17 protein-coding genes are annotated in these 19,772 nt (G+C 69.0%); 11 read left to right on the top strand and 6 right to left on the bottom strand.

Annotation, left to right across the window (positions count from 1 at the left end; translation table 11 throughout):
• The first annotated feature begins 56 nt into the window (after positions 1–56).
• From AC0VYP_RS17450 to AC0VYP_RS17425, 6 genes are all read left to right on the top strand, one after another.
• Positions 57–1,052, top strand: a complete 996-nt coding sequence (locus AC0VYP_RS17450) for an ABC transporter permease (protein ID WP_285757091.1) — start codon at positions 57–59, stop codon at positions 1,050–1,052.
• Entirely contained in the window at positions 1,049–1,963 is a 915-nt protein-coding gene (locus AC0VYP_RS17445; RefSeq protein WP_475470743.1) for an ABC transporter permease, read from the top strand. The genes AC0VYP_RS17450 and AC0VYP_RS17445 overlap by 4 nt, the downstream gene beginning before the upstream one ends.
• 2 nt (positions 1,964–1,965) lie before the next feature.
• Positions 1,966–2,916: an ABC transporter ATP-binding protein gene (locus AC0VYP_RS17440; RefSeq protein WP_475470742.1), complete on the top strand. Its 951-nt coding sequence runs from the start codon at positions 1,966–1,968 to the stop codon at positions 2,914–2,916.
• Positions 2,917–2,922: 6 nt separating this feature from the next.
• Positions 2,923–3,861, top strand: a complete 939-nt coding sequence (locus AC0VYP_RS17435; RefSeq protein WP_285757089.1) for an ABC transporter ATP-binding protein — start codon at positions 2,923–2,925, stop codon at positions 3,859–3,861.
• A gap of 349 nt (positions 3,862–4,210) precedes the next feature.
• Complete coding sequence (locus tag AC0VYP_RS17430) at positions 4,211–6,709, top strand: glycoside hydrolase family 2 protein (protein WP_475470740.1); 2,499 nt, start codon at positions 4,211–4,213, stop codon at positions 6,707–6,709.
• A 241-nt stretch (positions 6,710–6,950) separates the two neighbouring features.
• Positions 6,951–7,634, top strand: coding sequence for an HD domain-containing protein (locus tag AC0VYP_RS17425; protein ID WP_475470738.1), 684 nt, complete (start codon positions 6,951–6,953; stop codon positions 7,632–7,634).
• A 22-nt stretch (positions 7,635–7,656) separates the two neighbouring features.
• Here the strand turns inward: AC0VYP_RS17425 and AC0VYP_RS17420 are convergent, their stop codons facing one another.
• Genes AC0VYP_RS17420 through AC0VYP_RS17410 form a run of 3 tightly spaced genes read right to left on the bottom strand, consistent with a single transcriptional unit; the run spans position 7,657 to position 10,359 of the window.
• Complete coding sequence (locus tag AC0VYP_RS17420; RefSeq protein ID WP_285757085.1) at positions 7,657–7,956, bottom strand: DUF4031 domain-containing protein; 300 nt, start codon at positions 7,954–7,956, stop codon at positions 7,657–7,659.
• Between the two features lie 46 nt (positions 7,957–8,002).
• Positions 8,003–8,689 (bottom strand): response regulator, encoded by a 687-nt coding sequence (locus AC0VYP_RS17415; RefSeq protein WP_285757084.1) that lies wholly within the window; start codon positions 8,687–8,689, stop codon positions 8,003–8,005.
• Entirely contained in the window at positions 8,686–10,359 is a 1,674-nt protein-coding gene (locus AC0VYP_RS17410; RefSeq protein ID WP_475470736.1) for a sensor histidine kinase, read from the bottom strand. The genes AC0VYP_RS17415 and AC0VYP_RS17410 overlap by 4 nt, the downstream gene beginning before the upstream one ends.
• Before the next feature lie 254 nt (positions 10,360–10,613).
• On the opposite strand from AC0VYP_RS17410, the gene AC0VYP_RS17405 reads away from it, so the two are divergent.
• The 3 genes from AC0VYP_RS17405 to AC0VYP_RS17395 are packed head-to-tail and all read left to right on the top strand — an operon-like array spanning position 10,614 to position 13,849.
• Positions 10,614–11,609: a Bug family tripartite tricarboxylate transporter substrate binding protein gene (locus tag AC0VYP_RS17405; RefSeq protein ID WP_475470734.1), complete on the top strand. Its 996-nt coding sequence runs from the start codon at positions 10,614–10,616 to the stop codon at positions 11,607–11,609.
• 2 nt (positions 11,610–11,611) lie between these two features.
• The gene (locus AC0VYP_RS17400) at positions 11,612–12,295 is read left to right on the top strand and encodes a tripartite tricarboxylate transporter TctB family protein (RefSeq protein ID WP_285757080.1); all 684 of its coding nucleotides are present in this window, start codon (positions 11,612–11,614) and stop codon (positions 12,293–12,295) included.
• A complete protein-coding gene (locus tag AC0VYP_RS17395; RefSeq protein WP_475470732.1) occupies positions 12,296–13,849 on the top strand; it encodes a tripartite tricarboxylate transporter permease in 1,554 nt (517 codons plus the stop codon). It abuts the gene before it with no gap.
• A 96-nt stretch (positions 13,850–13,945) separates the two neighbouring features.
• Here AC0VYP_RS17395 and AC0VYP_RS17390 read toward each other — a convergent pair whose 3' ends face one another.
• A complete protein-coding gene (locus AC0VYP_RS17390) occupies positions 13,946–14,464 on the bottom strand; it encodes a CGNR zinc finger domain-containing protein (protein ID WP_475470731.1) in 519 nt (172 codons plus the stop codon).
• A 688-nt stretch (positions 14,465–15,152) separates the two neighbouring features.
• Here AC0VYP_RS17390 and AC0VYP_RS17385 point away from each other — a divergent pair.
• Together AC0VYP_RS17385 and AC0VYP_RS17380 are read left to right on the top strand one after the other, a co-directional pair.
• A complete protein-coding gene (locus AC0VYP_RS17385; RefSeq protein ID WP_475470729.1) occupies positions 15,153–16,049 on the top strand; it encodes a hypothetical protein in 897 nt (298 codons plus the stop codon).
• Positions 16,050–16,077: 28 nt separating this feature from the next.
• Positions 16,078–17,157: an alanine racemase gene (locus tag AC0VYP_RS17380; protein WP_475470728.1), complete on the top strand. Its 1,080-nt coding sequence runs from the start codon at positions 16,078–16,080 to the stop codon at positions 17,155–17,157.
• Between the two features lie 165 nt (positions 17,158–17,322).
• Here AC0VYP_RS17380 and AC0VYP_RS17375 read toward each other — a convergent pair whose 3' ends face one another.
• Together AC0VYP_RS17375 and AC0VYP_RS17370 are read right to left on the bottom strand one after the other, a co-directional pair.
• Positions 17,323–18,717, bottom strand: a complete 1,395-nt coding sequence (locus AC0VYP_RS17375; RefSeq protein ID WP_285757073.1) for a dihydrolipoamide acetyltransferase family protein — start codon at positions 18,715–18,717, stop codon at positions 17,323–17,325.
• Positions 18,714–19,763: an alpha-ketoacid dehydrogenase subunit beta gene (locus tag AC0VYP_RS17370; RefSeq protein ID WP_475474278.1), complete on the bottom strand. Its 1,050-nt coding sequence runs from the start codon at positions 19,761–19,763 to the stop codon at positions 18,714–18,716. Before AC0VYP_RS17370 ends, AC0VYP_RS17375 begins: the two co-directional genes overlap by 4 nt.
• Positions 19,764–19,772: the final 9 nt, after the last annotated feature.

Below are 19,772 nucleotides of genomic sequence, written 5' to 3'. Positions count from 1 at the left end.
CCGTACGGGCCGGTGTCCGGGGACCGGCCACCGGCCGCAAGGGCCAGGAGGGCCGGTTGCGTAAATACTTCGCCAGAAAGATCTTCGTCTACGCGCTGACGTTCTTCGTCGCCGTGACGATCAACTGGATGATCCCGCGCTTCATGCCGGGCGACCCCGTCCAGAGCAGACTCGCACGCGCCTCACTGAACAACCCCGAGGCGTCCCAGGCCATGCGCGACTACTACACCAGTGTTTTCGGATTCGACCTGCCCATCTGGCAGCAGTACCTCAACTTCTGGGGGGCGCTGTTCAAAGGGGACCTGGGGATCAGTGTCTGGTTGTTCCCCACCCCGGTGACCGACGTCATCCTGCGGGCCGTCCCCTTCAGCCTCGGCCTCCTGCTGCCGGCCATCCTGCTCAGCTGGGTGGTGGGCAACCGGTTCGGTGCCTACGCCGCCCGCAGCAAATGGCTGGACAACACGGTACTGCCGGTGGGCTACGTGCTCACGGCCACTCCCTACATGTGGCTGGCCCTGCTGCTGGCCTGGGGGCTGGGGATCGTCGCCGGGTGGTTCCCGGTCGCCGGCGCCTACAGTTTCGCCCTGCGTCCCGACTTCTCCTGGATGTTCGTCTCCAGCCTCGTCCAGCACTGGTTCCTGCCGTTCCTGTCCATGTTCCTGGTGGCGCTGGGCGGTTGGGCGATCGGTATGCGCAACATGATCATCTACGAGTTGGAGTCCGAGTACTCCAACTACCTCCAGGCGCTCGGGGCCCCGCGCAGGTTGATCCGCAAGTACGCCTTCCGCAACGCCATGCTGCCCCAGATCACCGGTCTCGCCGTGCAGTTGGGCACCGTTGTGGCGGGCTCCCTGCTCACCGAGATCGTCTTCTCCTATCCGGGTCTCGGCTTCCTGATCCTCCAGGCCATCCAGAACCAGGACTTCTTCCTGCTCCAGGGCGCGTTCCTGTTCATCGTGGCGGGGGTCCTGATCGCCAACTTCATCATCGACATCGTCTACGTCCTGGTCGATCCGCGGACCCGGATCCAACTGCAAGGGGGAGTCAAGTGACCGCCGCGCAACCGCTGCCCGATCCCTTGGCCGGCCCTGAGGGGACCGCTGCCGCACTCCCCGAGGCACCCCGGCGCGAAGCGCTGTACTTCGCGCTGCGCAACAAGAAACTGCTCATCGGTTCTGCGATCGTCGGGAGCCTGCTTCTGCTCGGCATCCTCGCGCCTTTTTTCTTCCAGAACGGCCCCAACGAGCGCATCGCGCCGCCCGGCCTGGAGCCCTCGGCACAGTACTGGTTCGGTACCACCCAGTTCGGTCAGGACATCTTCGTCCAGTTCGCGCACGGTGTCCGCTCCACGTTCCTGGTCGGGGTGCTCGGCGGTGGCATCGGCGCGGTGATCGGAATGACCGTCGGGTTCGTCGCCGGGTACAAGGGCGGCTGGATCGACGAGATCCTCAACATGATCACCAACGTCGTCCTCGTGCTGCCGACCCTGGCGGTGCTGCTCATCATCGCCGCCTACCTGGAGTCGCGCGGCGTGGTCATGCAGTCGCTGTTCATCGGTCTCACCACCTGGCCGTGGGCCGCGCGTGCGATCCGCTCCCAGGCACTGTCGCTGAGTTCACGCGACTACGTGGACCTCGCCCGGCTCAGCGGGTTTCGCACCCACAAGATCATCCTGCGCGACATCGCACCCAACATGAGCTCCTACCTGTTCATGACCTTCATCCTGCTGTTCGGCGGCTCGGTCCTGGCCGCCGCCGGGCTGGACTTCGTGGGACTCGGGCCCACCGACGGGATGTCGCTGGGCCTGATGATGCACCAGGCGGTCAAGTGGGGCGCCCTCCAATTGGGCGTGTGGTGGTGGTTCGTGCCGCCGGGCCTGGGGATCACCGCGATCGTGGGTTCCCTCTACATCATGAACGTCGGGCTGGACGAGGTCTTCAATCCCAAGCTGAGGGAGATGTAACGGTGAGCCTCAAGGTCTCGGACCTGCGGGTCTACTACCGGACGCTGCGCGGCGACGTGCACGCGTTGGACGGGCCCACCTTCACCCTGGCCGACGGCGAGATCATGGGTCTGGCGGGGGAGTCGGGCAGCGGCAAGTCCACGCTCAGCAAGAGCCTGATCCGCCTCGACGGCCGGATGAGATATGTCGGCGGCTCCGTCGAACTCGACGGGACCGAGGTTCCGATCTGGGACGACGCCGCCATGAACCGTTTCCGGTTCAAGGAGATCTCGATCATCCCGCAGTACTCGATGAGCGCGATGAACCCCACCCGCAAGATCGGCGTGATGATCGCCGAACTGCTGGAGTCCCGGGGGGTGCGCTTCAAGACGGTGCGCGAGGAGCTGCACCGCCGCCTGGAGTTGGTGGGGCTGGACACCGAGGTGCTCAAGCGCTACCCCATCGAGCTGTCGGGCGGGATGAAACAGCGCGTCGTGATGGTGCTGTCCACGATCCTCGACCCGTCCCTGTTGATCGCCGACGAGGTGACCTCGGCACTGGACGTGTCCACCCAGCGCGCGGTCGCCGAGATGCTGGTGGAGTTCCGCGACCGCCGGTTCGTCAAGAGCATGGTCGTGGTCACCCACGACATCTCGCTGGTCTACCAGATCGCCGACAGCATCATGGTGATGTACGCCGGACGTCTCGCCGAGAAGGCTCCGGCCCGCACGATCATCGAGGCGCCCCGCCACCCCTATACCCGGATGCTGATCTCGGCACTGCCCGAAGTAGGGGTCACGTACGCCGAGCAGCGCCTGACCGGCATCCCCGGCAGTCCGCCCGGGCTGCTGGACCCGCCGAAAGGATGTCGGTTCCGGGCACGCTGCCCCCTGGCCTCCGACGAGTGCGCGACCGAACCCCCCTTCGTGGAGGTCGCCCCCGACCACCACGTCGCCTGCTGGAAGGCCGAGTGACCACAAATGCTGAGATTCGACCGGGTTTCCAAGGTCTACAACGTCGGTTCCTTCGGCTCCGACCGCCTCACCGCGGTACGCGAGGCCGACTTCGAGGTGCGTCGCGGTGAGGTCGTCGCCCTGATCGGGGAGAGCGGGTCGGGCAAGAGCACGCTGGGCAAGATGGCGCTGCGCATCGCCTCGGTCAGTCAGGGGACGATCACCTGCGACGGCACCGACATCTCCACCCTGCGCGGCAACCGCCGGCTCAAGGATTACTACCGCCGGGTCCAGGGAGTGTTCCAGGACCCGTTCAGCAGCTACAACCCGGTGTTCAAGGCTGACCGTGTCTTCGCGATGGTGCGCGGTGAGTACTACCGCGACGTCCCCGATGCCCAGTGGCGTGCCAAGGTGCATGCCGCGCTCGAGACGGTTCGCCTGGACCCCCAGCAGATTCTGGGCAAGTACCCCCATCAGCTCAGCGGCGGTCAGTTGCAGCGGCTGCTGATCGCCCGGGCACTGCTGCTGGACATCGACTACCTGGTGGCCGACGAGATTATCAGTATGCTCGATGCCTCCACCCGTATTGACGTGCTCAACCTGCTGGGCGACCTCAAGGCGCGCGGCCTGGGGATCCTCTTCATCACCCACGACCTGGCGCTGGGCAACTACATCAGCGACGAGACGGTGATCGTGCACAAGGGGTCGATCGTGGAACGGGGGCGCACCGAGAAGGTGTTCGGCGATCCGCTGCACCCCTACACCAAGAAGCTGCTCTCCTCGGTGCCCCAGTTCCACAAGAAGTGGGAGGAGGTCGAAGCCGAGCTGAAGGCACGCGAGGCCGCCGACACCAGGATCCGCGATTATCATCTCCCCGTCGGACAGGAACCTCCCGCCCAGTTGTTCGAGGCGGACGAAGGCCATTTCGTACAGCCGTTTCCGCACGGGGCGAGAGCGTCGGCCTGAACGGTCGGTGCCGCGGGCTCCTGTTGCGGGAGCCGGTGGTCGGGTGTCAGGACGCCTGGGCGAGGCCGATTCCGTCGGTGGGCCCCAAAAGATCCACCGACGCTTTCCCATGCCCGGAGTGCGCTATTCAAAGCGTCGGAAATGAAAAGCCCGGAACATCCGTTTTCCTTTATGAGCCTTGACACTGAACCGGTTTAGCGTTTTGCTTGAACAAGCGGCGGACACCGTTGAACGCCGACAAGGAGCTGGGTGCGGCCCGGCGCCGGAGCACGCACCCTTCCTCCCTCCGGTTTTCGGGTCGCACTCGTCCGCGTCGCCATTTCCACCCCGGCTCACGTGCGGAGATCACATGGCAGTGCGCATCGACCTGTGCGACGACTGGACCCTGCGAAGCCTGGGTGGCCCCGCCGTTCCCGGTGAGGTGGTAGCCGCGCAGGTGCCGGCAGTCGTTCCCGGCTGTGTGCACACCGACCTGCTCGCGGCAGGACTCGTCCCCGATCCCTATGTCGGAACCAACGAGAACGAGCTCGCCTGGATCGGGCGGGCCGCGTGGCGCTACACCACTGCCTTCGACGCCGTCGAGGCAACTGGGGCCGAGCGCGTGGACCTGGAGTGCGAGGGACTGGACACCGTCGCCACCCTCACGGTCAACGGCACGGAACTCGGGCGCACCCGCAACATGCACCGCGCCTATCGGTTCGACGTCACCTCCGCCCTGCGCGCGGGCGACAACGAGCTCACCGTCAACTTCGCCTCGCCCTACGCGGAGGCCGAAGCGGTGCGCGAGGCGCTCGGGGACCGCCCCAACGCCTATCCCGAGCCCTTCCAGTTCATCCGCAAGATGGCCTGCAATTTCGGGTGGGACTGGGGGCCAACCCTGGTCACCTCCGGGATCTGGCGTCCCATCCGGCTGCACGCCTGGAGCACCGCGCGCCTGGCCCGGGTGGTCCCCCAGGTCGCCGTAGTCCGCGACCGTGACGGTTCCACCCGCGGACAGGTCCTGATCAGAGCGGAGATCGAGCGCACCGAGAACGGCGCCGACACCGCGCTGCTGGTGCGCGCCCGTGTCGCCGGCCGGGAAGCCGTCGTGGAGGTGGCACCCGGCGCCGATTCCGCGGAGGTCGAGGTCACCGTGGCCGACCCCCAGTTGTGGTGGCCGCGCGGCTACGGAGAACAGCCGCTGTACGACCTGGTCGTCGAACTCGACCCGGCCGGTGGACAGGGCGGGCTGCTGGAGCAGTGGCGGCGCCGGATCGGCTTTCGCACGGTGGGGCTGGACACCGCTGCCGACGAAGGGGGCCGGAGGTTCGCCATTCTCGTCAACGGCACGCCGATCCTGGTCAAGGGAGCCAACTGGATTCCTGACGACTGTTTCGTCACGCGGGTCGGACGCGACCGCTACGCCGAGCGCATCGACCAGGCCACCGCGGCGGGGATGAACCTGCTGCGGATCTGGGGCGGGGGCCGCTACGAGAGCGAGGACTTCTACGAGCTGTGCGACGAGCGGGGCGTCCTGGTCTGGCAGGACTTCCTCTTCGCCTGCGCCGCCTACCCGGAGGAGTCCCCGTTGGCCGAAGAGGTCGAGGCGGAGGCGCGCGAGGCGGTGGTCCGGCTCGCCCCCTATCCCAGCCTGGTGTTGTGGAACGGCAACAACGAGAACATCTGGGGCTACTGGGACTGGGACTGGAAGGAGCCGCTGGCCGGGCGCACCTGGGGGGAGAAGTACTACCTCGAACTCCTGCCGCGCGTGGTCGCCGAACTCGACCCGACCCGGCCCTATTGGCCGGGCAGTCCCTACTCGGGCACGCCCGACCTCCATCCCAACGATCCCAGGCATGCCTCCTCCCACATCTGGGACGTCTGGAACCAGGTCGACTACACCGTCTACCGCGACTACCGGCCCCGCTTCGTCGCGGAGTTCGGGTTCCAGGCGCCGCCCGCCTATGCCACGCTGCGCGCGGTTCTGGAGGAGTCCGAGCTCGCCCCCGATTCACCGGGGATGCTGCACCGCCAGAAGGCCCAGGACGGCAACGGCAAGCTGGCCCGCGGCCTCGCCCCGCACTTCGGCGTGCCAGAAGGCTTCGACGACTGGCACTACCTCACCCAGGTCAACCAGGCGCGTGCGATCACCCTGGGAATCGAGCACTTCCGCGCCCAGTGGCCCGACTGCACCGGCTCGGTCGTATGGCAGCTCAACGACTGCTGGCCGGTCACCTCGTGGGCGGCAGTAGACGGCCAGGGGCGGCACAAGCCGCTGTGGTACGCGCTGCGCGCGGTCTACGCGGACCGGTTGGCCACGGTCCAGCCGGAGGGCGACGGTCTGGTCCTGGTGGTGGCCAACGACACCGACCAGGAGTGGTCGGGAACCGCGATGCTCGCTCGCAGGGCGTTGGACGGCACCGTCCTGGCCGAGGCAGCTGAGCCCTTCGCCGTGCCGCCGCGTGGCCTGGTGCGAGTGCCGGTCCCGGTCGAGGTCGCCTCTCCGGTGTCAGCCGCCGCAGAACTGCTCACCGCTGAAACCGGAGCCCGCCGGGCCTGGTGGTTCTTTGCCGAGGACATCGACATCGCCTATCCCCGGCCGGAGTTCGAGGCCAAGGCGGCCCCCGAGGGCGCCGACCTGAAGGTGACCGTTCTGGCGCGTACCCTGCTGCGCGATCTCGCGCTGTTCGCCGACCGTCTCGATCCTGCGGCCGAAGCCGACGAGATGCTGGTTACGCTGCTTCCGGGGGAATCGCACACCTTCACGGTCCGAAACGGCGCGGCCCTGGACGTCAACGCGGTGGTGCGGGCTCCGGTGCTGCGCACGGTCAACGACGCGCTGATCCCCGGTGGTGGGGGAGAAGCCTGACAGGGGGTCCCATGACGGGTCCCGGAGGGAAATAGCGGGCTCTCCGGGGCCGCAGGCGAGTGGCGCGCGACCGTACCGGTCGCGCGCCACTCGCGTTTCGCAACAATGTTTCCACGGTCGGTTCCCTTCCGGGAAGGACAAACCGTCTGCCCTGCGGGTAGGAGCTGGCGAGGTCGGGGGTTTCTCAACGCGGAGCGCCCAGAGCAGGCACTATTGACGGGGAGAGGGAGGAACATCGAAGATGTCGCCACACTGGCCGGACCTGTCCGACGCTTGGAGTGCCCTCGCCGGAACGGGCAGCGAGGCGGCCGCGGTGGGCGCGGAACTGCTCGCCCGCTGGGCCGAACCCCATCGCAGCTATCACACCCTTGATCATCTGTGCGCGGTCCTGGCCGCCGTCAACGAGTTGGCCGAGGAAGCGCACGACACCGCCTCCGTGCGTTACGCTGCCTGGTTCCACGATGCGGTCTACCAGGGCGAACCCGGAAAGGACGAGGAGGCCAGCGCCCGGTTGGCCGAGCTCCTTCTCCCCACCTGCGGCCTCACCGCCGAACGCGCTGGAGAGGTGGCCCGGTTGGTCCGCGTCACCGCCGGCCACGCCCCCGACCCCGGCGACCTCGACGCCGAGGTCCTGTGCGATGCCGATCTTGCGATCCTGGCGGCCGAGCCCGCCGAATACGCCGAGTATGCCGCTGCTGTACGGGAAGAGTACGCACACGTGGCCGACAGCGATTTCCGGGCCGGGCGGGCCAGGGTCCTGGGTGCACTCCTGGCGTCGCCCCGCCTCTACCACACCCCCCTCGCGCTGGACCGCTGGGAGGAGCGGGCCCAGGCCAACGTCTCCGCCGAAATCGCCTGGCTGATCGGGGACGGGCCGGCCCCGACCGCCCAAGAGCCCACCGCAGCGGGTTCGCCCCGCGACTGAACAGGCCGGCGTGCGGGGTGGATCAGTTCCCGTCCGGGCCGGGGATCGCGACTCGGGGCTGGGCGTTCTTGCGCCGACGCAGCCCGGCCGCGTGCAGCCGGGCCACGATCGTGCGGGCCGGCACCGGTGCTGCGCCCAGGTGCAGGGCGCGGGAGTACAGGGTCTCGGGTACGTCGTAGTGGTCCCGCTCGAACGCCCGCTCGGAAACCCCCAGCGCCCTGGCGAAGGCGTGCAGTTCTGCGTAGGAGGCGTCGCTGATCAGGTGGGACCACAGCAGCCCGCGTGGACCGGGCCACGCGGGCGGGTCGATGAAAACGCTCACCGTTGCGACAATAGTGGGCTTCTCCGGCAGCGGTTCCGCTGCCTGCTCAGCGCACCCAGCGGTAACGGTGCTCCGGACGCCCGGTGGAGCCGTAGCGCATCCGCAGTTCGGCTCTGCCATCGGCACACAGGTGTTCCAGGTAGCGACGAGCCGTCACCCGGGCGACGCCTGTCCGCTCGGCGACCTCGGCGGCCGACAGGTCGGTGCCCGCCTCGCGCAACGCGCCGCCCACCAGTTCGGCGGTGGCCGGGGTCAACCCCTTGGGTAGCGCCTGCGGGGGCGCCGGGCGAAGCAGCCCGAACAGCCGGTCAACCTCGCTCTGGGTGGCCTCCTCGCTGCGGCTCAGCCGGCGCCGGGCGGTGGAGTAGCGTTCGAGCTGGTCGCGCAGCGCCGCCATCGAGAAGGGCTTGAGCAGGTAGTGCACCGCCCCGCCATGCAGTGCCGCGCGCACCTGCTCCATGTCGCGTACCGCGGTGACCACCAGCACATCTACCGGGTGGGCATCGGCAGGGACAGCGGGAGCGCGCAGCGTGCGCAACACCGACATCCCCGACCCGTCTGGCAGGTACAGGTCCAGCAGGACCAGGTCGGGACGCTTGCGCTGCACCGCCGACAGTGCCGCGGCAGCCGAGTGCGCAATCTCCACCACGGTGAACCCCTCCAGGGAATCCACCAGGTCGCGGTGATTGTGCGCCACCCGCACGTCGTCGTCCACGATCAGTACTTTGATCACCGTCGCCCCGTCTCCGCGTCCTCGTTGTGGTCAAGGGCCTCGCCGTCGGCCAACGGCAGATAGGCGGTGAAAGCGGACCCGCCCGCATCCCCGGGGGCGTCCACGGTGACCTCGCCCCCGCGGCCGGCGCATGCCTGGTGCACCAGGGCCAGGCCCAGGCCGCGTGCGCCGCCGTCCTGGGCGACCTTCGTGGTGAACCCGAGGGAGAAGATCTCCTCGGCCAGGGCCGGATCCACCCCAGGGCCCGAGTCCAGCACCCGGACCTCCACCAGGTCGCGCGGTGCCCCGTCCGCTGAGCGTCGGTGGGCCAGGACCAGTAGTTCGACCCAGCCGTCGGGATCGTCGGCGGTCACCGAGTCCAGTGCGTTGTCCACCAGGTTGCCCACCACCAACAGCAGGTCGGCGCGCAGGGAGTGCGCCAATGGCCCCGGTACCGCGGTCAGGGGTGACAACCGCAGCCGTGCTCCGCGTTCGGTGGCCTGGGCGGACTTGGCCAGTACCAGCGCGGCCAGTGCGGTGTCACCGACCCGTTCGGTGACCTCAGCGCTGACCTCGGCGTGGGCCGCCGAGAGTTCGGCGAGGAAGGAGCGTGCCTCCTCGTTGGCGCCCAACTCCAGCATGCCGGCGACGGTGTGGATGCGGTTGGCGAACTCGTGGCTCTGGGCACGCAGCCCCCGGGTGAGGGTGCGGGCACCGTCCAGTTCGCCGGTCAGGCGTTCCAGCTCGGTGCGGTCGCGCAGGGTCACCACCGCGCCGCCGTCCTGGCCGCCCACGCGCACAGGCATCCTGTTGCACACCAGGACCCGCGAACCCGCGAGCACGATGCCGTCGGCACCGGGGTCGGCCCCGGACAGGACGTCGTGGATCCGGCCGCTGAGCCCGAGTTCTGCCAGGGAGCGGCCCTCGCAGTCGGTGTCCAGGCCCAGCATCGCGCGCGCCGGTGTGTTGACCAGGGTCAACCGGTTGGCGGCGTCCAGGCCCAGGACGCCCTCGCGCACCGCGTACAGGAGTGCCTCGCGGCCTTCCAGCAAGGCGGTGATCTCACTGGGCTCCAGTCCGTGCGTCTTGGCCCGGACCCGCCGGGAGATGAGGAACGCCCCGACCGCCCCAAGGGCCAGCGCCGCCGCGACCGTCGAGGCGATGGCCGGGACCACGCCGGCGCTGACCTCGTCGATGTCGGACTCCAGAATGCCCACCGACACATATCCCACCACCGGCCCCGCTGCGTCGCGCACCGGCACCTTGGCCCGGGTGGTGCGCCCTTGGGTGCCGACCTCCGTGCCGGTCCACTCCTGGCCGTCCAATACCGAGCCTGGCGGAGTGGACACCTTCTGCCCGATCAGCGAGGGGTCCACGTGGGAGTAACGGGTGCCGTCGAGGTCGGCGACCACGATGTACTGTGCCTCGGCCGATCTGGTCAGGCCGGCGGCGATCGGCGCGATCACCCGGGCCGGGTCCTCGGAGTCGAAGGCCGTCCGGATCTCGGGCAGGGTCGCCGTCATCCGGGCGATCCCGAGCACGCGCTCGGTGTAGAGCTCGTCGATCTCACGATCCAGGAACGTGAACCACAAAAGGCCGGTCGCCCCCAGCGCGAGGGCGAGCAGGAGCAGGTGCGAGAAGAACAGGTAGCCGGTGAGTGACAACCGGCTGCGGTTGCGTGGGGCGGACACGGCGGGTGACCTTCGGCTTTGGAGAGGCGTGCTGAGCGGAGTCCACTGTCGCATACCGATCGGTCTGCGGCTGCGACCAATATGACCAGTATGGCGACAGTGCCCACAAGTCTCGGGCCACCGTGTGACCGCCCGCACAATGTGATCCAGGACGCACGTGAAAAAACGGGGTGAACATCTCTTTTCCTCCCGGTTTCTCGTGCCCTGATTCCTCCTCTGTACAGCCGTAGGACGGCATGAAGGGAAGAGCGCGTATGGCAGGGCCGAACGGTCGCTTGCTGGGTGCGGTGGGCGGAGCGGTCGCCGTCGTACTCCTGGCGACCGCAGTGGTGGACGTGCGCGAGAGCGCCGCGTCGGGAACCGGCGCCGGTGCCAAGGTCATCCTGGTCGCGCCCGCCGCGCCCGGCGGGGGCTGGGACATGCTCGCCCGCGAGCTGCAAAACGGCCTCCGTGACGAGGAGCTGCGCTACAACGTGCAGGTCACGAACGTCGCCGGCGCCGGTGGCACGATCGGGCTGCGTCAGACCGCCAACCGCGAGGGCCAGGCCAACGTCCTCACGATGACCGGCCTGGGCATGGTCGGCGCGGTTGAGACCACCAACTCCACCGCCACCATGGACGACGTCACCCCCATCGCCCAGCTCGCCTCCGAGTACGGAGTCGTGGTCGTGCCGGCCGATTCCCCCTACGAGACGGTGGACGACTTCGTCCAGGCGTGGCGCGAGCAGGAGGAAACCCTCCCGGTCGCCGGGGGGTCGATGGGCGGCGTCAACCAGATCTTCGCCGGCCTCACCGCAGCCGAGGCGGGCGTCGATCCGGGGTCCATGAACTACCTCCCCTACTCGGGCGGCGGTGAGGTCCTGACCTCGCTGCTCTCCAACACCTCCCAGGCCGGTTTCGGCACCCTGGGCGACTTCCGGGACCAGCTCGACGGCGGGCCCATCCGTGCGCTCGGCGTCTCTGCCCCCGAGCGCATCGAGGGCTTCGAGGACATCCCCACTCTCACGGAGCAGGGCTACGACGTGGAGCTCGCCAACTGGCGCGGCGTCATCGCCCCGCCCGGCCTCGCCGAGGAGGAGATCGACGAGCTGAGCGCCCTGGTCGCCGAGATCGTGGAGTCGCCCTCCTGGGCCGACACCCTGGAGCGCAACCGCTGGACCGACACCTACCAGCCGCGTGCGGAGTTCGAGAGTTTCCTCGACGAGGAGATCGTCCTGACCCGCGAGATCGTTAAGGAGCTGGGGTTCTAAAGATGAGCACCCGAGAACCGCTGAACACCTGGCTCGTGGGCGACGACGCTCCCGAACGGGAGCCGGACTCCCAGGCGCAGGGCACCGTCGCCACCGGGACCGCGCCCGGACAGGATGCGTCCGGAGCAGTCGCCGACGCCCCGGTGGAAGAGGCAGTCCTGCCCGCTGCCGCGCCGGATCCCGAAACCACACCCTGGACCGGTCCGGGCGCGTGGGTCTTCCCCGCGGTCGTTCTGGCTTTCGGCCTGGTGGCCCTGTGGGGTGCGGCCACCATCACCGCCCCCGACCCCACCCCGCCCGGTCCCGGGTTCTTCCCCGGAGTGATCGGCGGACTGCTGGTGGCGGTCGCCGTCGGTATGGGCGTCGTCAACGTGCGCACGGCCCGGCGCGAGAAGCAGGCCCTGGCGGAGGGGCGTCCCGGCGTGTCCGCCAAAATCCCGGCCACCGAGTGGTCGCCGGTGCTCATCATCGCCCTCACCCTGGCCGCGCACATCGCGCTGCTGGACTTCCTCGGCTGGATCCTGGCCGGGAGCATGCTGTTCTGGGGTGTCGCCTACGCCTTCGGAGCTCGCCACTACCTGCGCGACGCGATCGTCGCCCTGGCCATGGCCAGCGCGATCCAGGTGGGCTTCTCGATGGGGCTCGGGCTGACCCTGCCCGGTGGACTCGTGGAGTTGATCTTCTAGATGGAATCCCTGTCGCTGCTTCTCGACGGGTTCGCCGGTGCGCTGACCTTCGAGAACCTCATGTGGGCGCTGCTGGGCGTCCTGCTGGGTACCGCCGTGGGCGTCCTGCCCGGAATGGGCTCGGCAATGGCTGTCGCGCTGCTGCTGCCCGTCACCTTCCGGATGGACCCCACCAGCGCGTTCATTCTGTTCGCGGGTGTCTACTACGGCGGGATGTTCGGTGGCTCGACCACCTCCATCCTGCTCAACACGCCGGGTCAGGCGTCCTCCATCGCCACCACCTATGAGGGCCACAAGATGGCTCTCAACGGACGCGGTCCGCAGGCATTGGGAACCGCGGCCATCGGCTCGTTCGTGGGCGGCATCATCGCTACCTTCCTGGTGGCGATGTTCGCTCCCGCGATGGTGCGCCTGGCCCTGCAGTTCGGACCCGGCGAATACTTCGCGCTCACCGTGTTCTCCTTCGTGGCCGTCGCAGCGGTCGTATCCAACTCGGTGCTGCGCGGGATCTCCTCGCTGCTGATCGGTCTGGCCATCGGCCTGGTGGGAATCGACTCCCAGAGCGGGGCACAGCGCTTCGACTTCGGCATCCCCAACATGCTCGACGGCATCGACATCGTCGTCATCACCGTCGGGCTGCTCGCACTGGGCGAGGTCCTCTACGTCGCCTCGCGCCGCAGCTCCGGCCCGGACCTCTCGGCGATCCGCTCCGGTACGCCCTGGCTGGGCAGGCGCGACTTCGCCCGGTCCTGGAAACCGTGGTTGCGCGGGACCGCCATGGGATCGGCCTTCGGCCCGATCCCCGGAAGCGGCGCGGAGATCCCCACCTTCCTTTCGCTGGGGTTGGAGCGACGCCTCGCCAAGCGCAGGGCAGCGCGGGGCAAGGGGGTCAACGAGTTCGGCTCGGGTGCGATCGAGGGTGTCGCCGGTCCGGAATCCGCCAACAACAGCAGCGCGGCCGGAACGCTGGTCCCGCTTCTGGGACTGGGTCTGCCCACCTCCGCGACCGCGGCCATCATGCTCGCGGCGTTCCAGCAGTACGGAATGCAGCCGGGGCCGGTGCTCTTCGAGCGCAATGCCGACCTGGTCTGGACGCTGCTGGCCAGCCTGATGATCGGCACCGTCCTGCTGCTCGTCATCAACCTGCCCTTCGCGCCGCTGTGGGCGAAGCTCCTGCGCCTGCCCAAGCCCTACCTCTACGCGGGCATCACGATGTGCTCGGTGCTCGCGGTCTACGCGATCAACGCCTCGGTGTTCCATCTGGTGCTGCTTTTGCTGGTCAGCGCATTGGGCTTCGCGATGCGCAAGTTCGGGGTGCCGGTCGCGCCGGCACTGATCGGTGTCGTGCTGGGGCCGATCGCGGAGACCGAGCTGCGCCGGGCGCTTGCCGCCTCCTCCGGGGACCCCTCGATCCTCGTGGGCAGCGGCATCTCGATCGCCCTGTACACCCTGGTCGTGCTGTCGGTCGTGGTTCCCCTGGGGATCAGGATCTGGCGGGGGAGGCGTGCCGTGCAGGCCGCACCGATCCGCACCGATGAGCAGGTGAACGGCTAGGAAGGGTTTTTCCTGTCGGCTTCGGGCCCGCGCCCGCCACGGCGGACGCGGGCCCGAAGCATCGGCGCACCGTCCCGCCGTGCCGCGGGGCGGTGCTCACCGCAGCCGCGCGCGGTGCGCCGCCACGTTGACCCGGTTGGCACACGACACCGAGCAGAAACGGCGCCGGCCATTGCGTGAGGTGTCCACGAACACCAGCTCGCAGCCTTCCCGGACACAGCAGCCGAGCCGGTTGCCTCCCGCTCCGCAGACAGCGACCGCGAGTGCGCCCGCCATGGTTGCGCTGACCCTCTGCACGGTCTCCAGTTCCTGGCTCACGTAGTGCAGGTGCGGGGTGGTGCCGCCGTCGTGGGTGGAGACCCGTACCCCGGTCGCGGTATCGGCGAGTAGTTCGTTGACCACGGTGATCTGGTGTTGGAGGTCCTGCTCGCCGAAGACCGGGCGCAGGCGTTCGATCCAGAGGGCCAGCCGTTCGGCCTGTTCGTCGTCGATCACCGGGTTGCTGATCCCGTGGGCGGCCAGGATCACACTCAGCGCAGAGGCACGGCGATCGGTGGAGTTGAGCAGTTGCGCGGAGAGGAACGCCCCGACCCCACCGTAAGTGTTGAACTGCATAAGGCCATTACATCAGGCTGGAGGCATGAGCAACGAGTCATGTTCGGCCTGTGGCCGTGCCGCTGTGGCGGCCCGGGTGGAGTCCTCGCACTACACATCCGAGGGGATCGTCCGCTATCGCTGCTGCCCATGTGGGCGGCGCTGGGTGGACATGGCGCGTTTCGACACGGTCGCCGGGGTCGGGGCGGTTCCGTGGAGCACTGCAAACTGAGACCTGCATCACCATTTGGCGTGCTCTTGGGGAGTGCGTGGGGCGCAGTATGGCTGTCAGTGCGCGGAAATCATCGCCATATGCGGCTAGCTGGGCTTATCGCAAAGAGTAATGCAAAGGATGCTCTCGGTGGTTTTAGCGATTTATAATCCGTTTTTGCTTTTTCGTGAGTTAGAGTCCTTCGTGATCGGTTCGTGATCTGCCTCGTGGCCACGAACAGACCGGCCGATGTCGAGCCCCGGGTGGTTCCCGATCCAGGGACACCCAACCTGTCTCGCGCGGTGCGGAGCATTTCTTTGCTCCACCGGCCCCCTCAAGGCCCCGCACTCCAAGCGGTAACCGCGTCAGTCGTCTGACGACCCAGTCATGACACGCCCCGGGCAACCGGGTTACCCTCCCTTGCCTCTTTCGTGGTCGCAAGGATGAGGGTCCGGACGGGAACGGCTCGACCCCTGTCGTCAACCCCTCCTTCTTCTCATGAACCCTTCCACTGGAAAAAGCGACGCCGATGTGCTCCTGCACGGCGAAGTCAAGGCGTCCTACTTCTGGGACGACGGATCCGGAATCAACGGCGACACCGGCGCGCCCGCGTCCGGCGAGCCCATGCAAGAGGGCCTGTTCGCGGCACCCAGCTGGCCGCTGGGCACCGAGGGCTACGTCACCTACAACGGTGAGCGCGCCGATTTCTTCATCGGTGACCGGGGGCCCGGCGTCCCGTCCAACGACTGTCACGTCATGCTCGACCTCGACGGCAAGACGTTCGCCAACCTGACCGGTGAGTCCTGGGACGATTCCAGCCTCACCGTGAGCGGCGGCAACGGCCACATCGACGTCGAGTACTACATCACCAAGTGGGGCGACGGTAACGGCACCGAAGGCACACCCCACCCCTTCCAGGACTCCTCCACCAAGTGCGACAGTGCGGTCTCCGAACTGCCCAAGGCGGAGAAGACCGAAGAGACGCCCAAGGAGGAGTCCAAGGCCGAGGACTCCGGCGGCGAGGAGTCCACCGATCAGGCGGCGGCCGGCAACGGGGCGGAGGGGTCCGAGGACTCCCAGGACCAGTCCGGTGCCGCAGGCGGCGGTGACCAGGCTCCTCCCGGAGGAGGGGACGCCCAGCAGGCGGCTCCCGGCTCCGGAGGTGCGACCGACACCACCGCCGGTACCGAGGCCGGAACCGGCAACTCCTTCGACCTGGCGTCCAACGACCTTCCGATGGCCTCCAGCGGAGTCACCCTGGCCATCGTGGCCGCGGCCGCGGCCACGGTCTTCGTGGTCAAACAGCGCAATGCCGCGGTCCACGGCGACTCGTCCGGGCGGCACCGCAAGCCCGGCCTGATGGCCAGGGTCGCCCGCAAGGTCGCACCCGTCTAGGCGGACGCAGGATGTCAGACTGATCGGTATGCGATTGCGGTCTGATGACATCACCACGCCCTGCCTACTGGTCAACGCCGAGCGTCTCGACGCCAACGTGGCGGCGATGGCCGCTCGGACCGTAGACCGCGCGATCCGGTTGCGTCCGCACGCCAAGACGCACAAGAGCGTCGAGGTCGCCCGCCGCCAGCTGGCGGCGGGCGCCCACGGCCTGACCGTCGCCACGGTCGCCGAGGCCGAGGTGTTCGCCGACGCCGGAGTCAACGACCTGTTCATCGCCTACCCGCTGTGGGTGGACGCAGCCCGGGGCGCGCGCCTGCGCGCCGTCGCCGAGCGCGTCCGCCTGCGGGTGGGCATCGACTCGGGGGAAGGCGCCCGGGCGCTGGCCCGCCATGCCGGTGGCACGCACCCGATCGAGGTTCTCGTGGAGGTTGACAGCGGCCACCACCGAACCGGTGTGCTTCCGCAGGAGGCCGGCCGCGTCGCAGAACAGGCCGCACGCGCCGGGCTCGACGTCCGGGGCGTCTTCACCTTCCCCGGTCACAGTTATGGGCCGGGGCACGCTGTCCCGGCCGCCGACGACGAGGCCCGTGCGCTGCACCTCGCGGCGGACGCCCTACGTGCCAGAGGCGTGCAGTGTCCGGTTGTCAGCGGAGGTTCCACACCCACAGCCGCCCATGACACGGATTCGGGCCTGACCGAGTTGCGTCCTGGCGTGTACGTTTTCGGTGATGCCCAGCAATGGGAGCTGGGCACCTGCACAGCCGCCGATATCGCACTGACCGCAGCCGCGACCGTCGTCTCCCGCTCCGGCGGGCGCGTCGTACTGGACGCGGGGAGCAAGGTCCTGGGTGCGGACCGCCCGGCCTGGGCGTCGGGGTTCGGCCGGTTGCCCGACCATCCCGATGCCTGCATCAGTGCTCTTTCCGAACACCACGCGACCGTGGACTGGCCGCACGACACCCCGCTTCCCGACCTCGGAACGTTGCTGCGGGTCGCTCCCAACCACGTCTGCACCGCGGTGAACCTCGCCGACCACCTGCTGGTCGTCGCCGACGGCGCGGTGGTCGATCGCTGGGAGGTCGCCGCCCGCGGCGCCAACACCTGACGCCTGGGACCGCCCGGAGCGCGTCGCTTTCCAGGCGGCCGAGCGCGTTCCCCGCGTCCCCGACCGCTTCATCGGGCCCCGCGAGCGCCCGATGCGCCATCCGCGGATAACCGTCTCCCCCGTCGTGGCCTCCCCACGGGGGACCACGACGGCGGGGAGAGGGTTTCAGACCTCGCCCAACAGCAGTTCGGGGCGCTCGACGCAGTCGGCGACGAAGCGCAGGAAGCCGCCGGCCTCCTCACCGTCGCAGACCCGGTGGTCGAAGGCCAGGGTCAGTTCGGTGACCGGGCGCACCGCGAGTGAGCCGTCCACCACCCAGGGCCGTTCCATGATCCGCCCCATGCCGAGAATCGCGGCTTCGGGGTGGTTGATGATGGCGGCAGAACCGTCCACACCGAACACGCCGTAGTTGTTCACCGTGAACGTTCCGCCGTTCAGCTGGCCCGGGGTCAGCGTCCCCGAGCGGGCGGCGCCGGTCAGGCCGCCCAGCGCCGCCGACAGGTCCCGCGTGGTCAGGTCGTGCGCTCCGTGCAGCACCGGTACGGCCAGGCCGCGCGGTGTCCGTGCCGCGAAACCCAGGTTGATCTGGGAGAACCGTAGAATCTCGGAACGCTCGCCGTCCACCCGAGCGTTCAACGCGGGGAACCTGCGCAACCCGGCCACACAGAAGCGGGCCAACAGCGCCAGCAGGCTCACCGGTCGCTCGGGGGCGGCCGCGTTCAGGCTCGCGCGTGCTGCGAGCAGGCCGCCGGCGTCCACGTCCACCCACACGGTCGCCTCGGGAATCTCGCGCCGAGACCGCGACAACCGGTCGGCCATCACCCGGCGCGTGCCCCTGATCGGGATGCGCTCGGGCTCGGGGCGTTTTGCATACGCCTGGGACCGCGACGAACCCGGAGAGCGTTCCGCATCGGCCGCGCCCCGACGGTAGGCCAGTACGGCCTCCACGTCGCGTCGCAGCACCAGGCCGTTGGGGCCGCTCCCGTCCAGGCCGGCCACATCCACCCCCTGCTCGCGGGCGATCCGCCGCACCAGCGGCGACACCACCGGCCGGCGGGTGCGCGGCCCGGCCGGTGGGGCGGACGATGCCTTGGACGCCGTTGTCCGAGGCTCGTCCGCGACGAAGGCGCGGGCAGCCCGCCGACTGCGCCGTCCGCCCTCGCTCGTGCCGTATCCGACCAGGACCGCGCCGGAGCCGGAAGCACCGGGGGCGGCATCGTCGCCGTCCCCGCCGGGCTCCGCCGAACCACCCGACCGGGCTTCCGGCACGACGACACCGGGCTCGCCGAAACCGGCAGGAGCCGCCGATGCCGTGGTATCGATACTGATCAACGAGGCGCCGACGTCAACGGTCGCCCCTTCAGCGCCGTGCAGTTCGGCCACCCGGCCCGCATAGGGGCAGGGAACCTCCACCACGGCCTTGGCCGTCTCCACCTCCGCGACCGGCTGGTCGATCGTCACCGTGTCCCCGGGGGACACCAGCCAGCGCACGATCTCGGCCTCGGTCAACCCCTCGCCGAGGTCGGGCAGCGCGAACGCCCGCACCGCGCCGGCGCTCACGCGTTCACCCGCGTGTCGTGCGCGGGAAGAACGAGCCCGTTCGGTGCCACGGCAGAGGGCGCGGACCGTTCCGGCTCCACCCAACGCGACTCCCACTGCAACCGTGCCAGCGTGTCCAGGATCCGATCGACTCCGGGCAGGTGGTGCTCTTCCAGTTTCGGCGGGGGATAAGGAATGTCGAACCCGCCCACGCGCAGAACCGGGGCGTCCAGGTAGTGGAAGCAGCGTTCGGTCACCCGCGCCACCACCTCCGCGCCGTAACCCCCGAACGTTGACGCCTCGTGCACCACCACCGCCCGCCCGGTCTTGCGCACGGAGGCCGTGACGGTGGCATCGTCGAAGGGCGCCAGGCTGCGAAGGTTGACCACCTCGATGTCCAGTCCCTCGGCAGAGGCTGCCGCCGCGGTGTCCAGGGCCGTGGTGACCATCGGACCGTAGGCGATCAGGGTGGCGTCGGTGCCGACGCGGCGCACCACGGCCCGGTCCATCGGCTCGGTGCGGGCGCCCGGCTCCACCTCGCCCTTGGACCAGTAACGTCGCTTGGGTTCCAGGAACACCACGGGATCAGGGCTCTCGATCGCCTCGCGCAGCATCGAGTAGGCGTCGGCGGGGGTCGCCGGCGTCACCACGCGCAGCCCCGGGGTGTGGGCGTAGTAGGCCTCGGAGGAATCGCTGTGGTGTTCCACGCCCCCGATGCCGCCGCCGTAGGGGATCCGGATCACCAATGGCAGGCGCAGCCCGCCCCGGGTCCGGTTCCCCATCTTCGCCACATGCGAGACGACCTGTTCGAACGCCGGGTAACCGAAGGCGTCGAACTGCATCTCCACGACGGGACGCTGCCCGTACATCGCCATTCCCACGGCGGTGCCCACGATCCCGGACTCTGCCAGAGGGGAGTCGAAGCAGCGGTCCTCGCCGAATGCTTCGGTCAGTCCGTCGGTCACCCGGAAGACGCCGCCCAACGGGCCCACGTCCTCGCCGTAGACCAGCACGCGCTCGTCCTCGGCCAAGGCGTCGCGCAGCGCCAGGTTCAGGGCCTGGGCCATGGTCAGCTC

It is taken from the genome of Nocardiopsis sp. iso_186 (genome assembly GCF_056173365.1).
Note: the sequence above shows the minus strand (reverse complement) of the source record. Positions and strands in the feature narration are given on the sequence as shown.

Bases quoted from the DNA above. Each gene is read 5' to 3' on its own strand.
- AC0VYP_RS17385 (WP_475470729.1), top strand. From the start codon at position 15,153: ATGAACCCTTCCACTGGAAAAAGCGACGCCGATGTGCTCCTGCACGGC.
- AC0VYP_RS17430 (WP_475470740.1), top strand. From the start codon at position 4,211: ATGGCAGTGCGCATCGACCTGTGCGACGACTGGACCCTGCGAAGCCTG.
- AC0VYP_RS17390 (WP_475470731.1), bottom strand. From the start codon at position 14,464: ATGCAGTTCAACACTTACGGTGGGGTCGGGGCGTTCCTCTCCGCGCAA.
- AC0VYP_RS17435 (WP_285757089.1), top strand. From the start codon at position 2,923: ATGCTGAGATTCGACCGGGTTTCCAAGGTCTACAACGTCGGTTCCTTC.
- AC0VYP_RS17380 (WP_475470728.1), top strand. From the start codon at position 16,078: ATGCGATTGCGGTCTGATGACATCACCACGCCCTGCCTACTGGTCAAC.
- AC0VYP_RS17370 (WP_475474278.1), bottom strand. From the start codon at position 19,763: ATGGCCCAGGCCCTGAACCTGGCGCTGCGCGACGCCTTGGCCGAGGAC.
- AC0VYP_RS17405 (WP_475470734.1), top strand. From the start codon at position 10,614: ATGGCAGGGCCGAACGGTCGCTTGCTGGGTGCGGTGGGCGGAGCGGTC.
- AC0VYP_RS17425 (WP_475470738.1), top strand. From the start codon at position 6,951: ATGTCGCCACACTGGCCGGACCTGTCCGACGCTTGGAGTGCCCTCGCC.
- AC0VYP_RS17395 (WP_475470732.1), top strand. From the start codon at position 12,296: ATGGAATCCCTGTCGCTGCTTCTCGACGGGTTCGCCGGTGCGCTGACC.
- AC0VYP_RS17400 (WP_285757080.1), top strand. From the start codon at position 11,612: ATGAGCACCCGAGAACCGCTGAACACCTGGCTCGTGGGCGACGACGCT.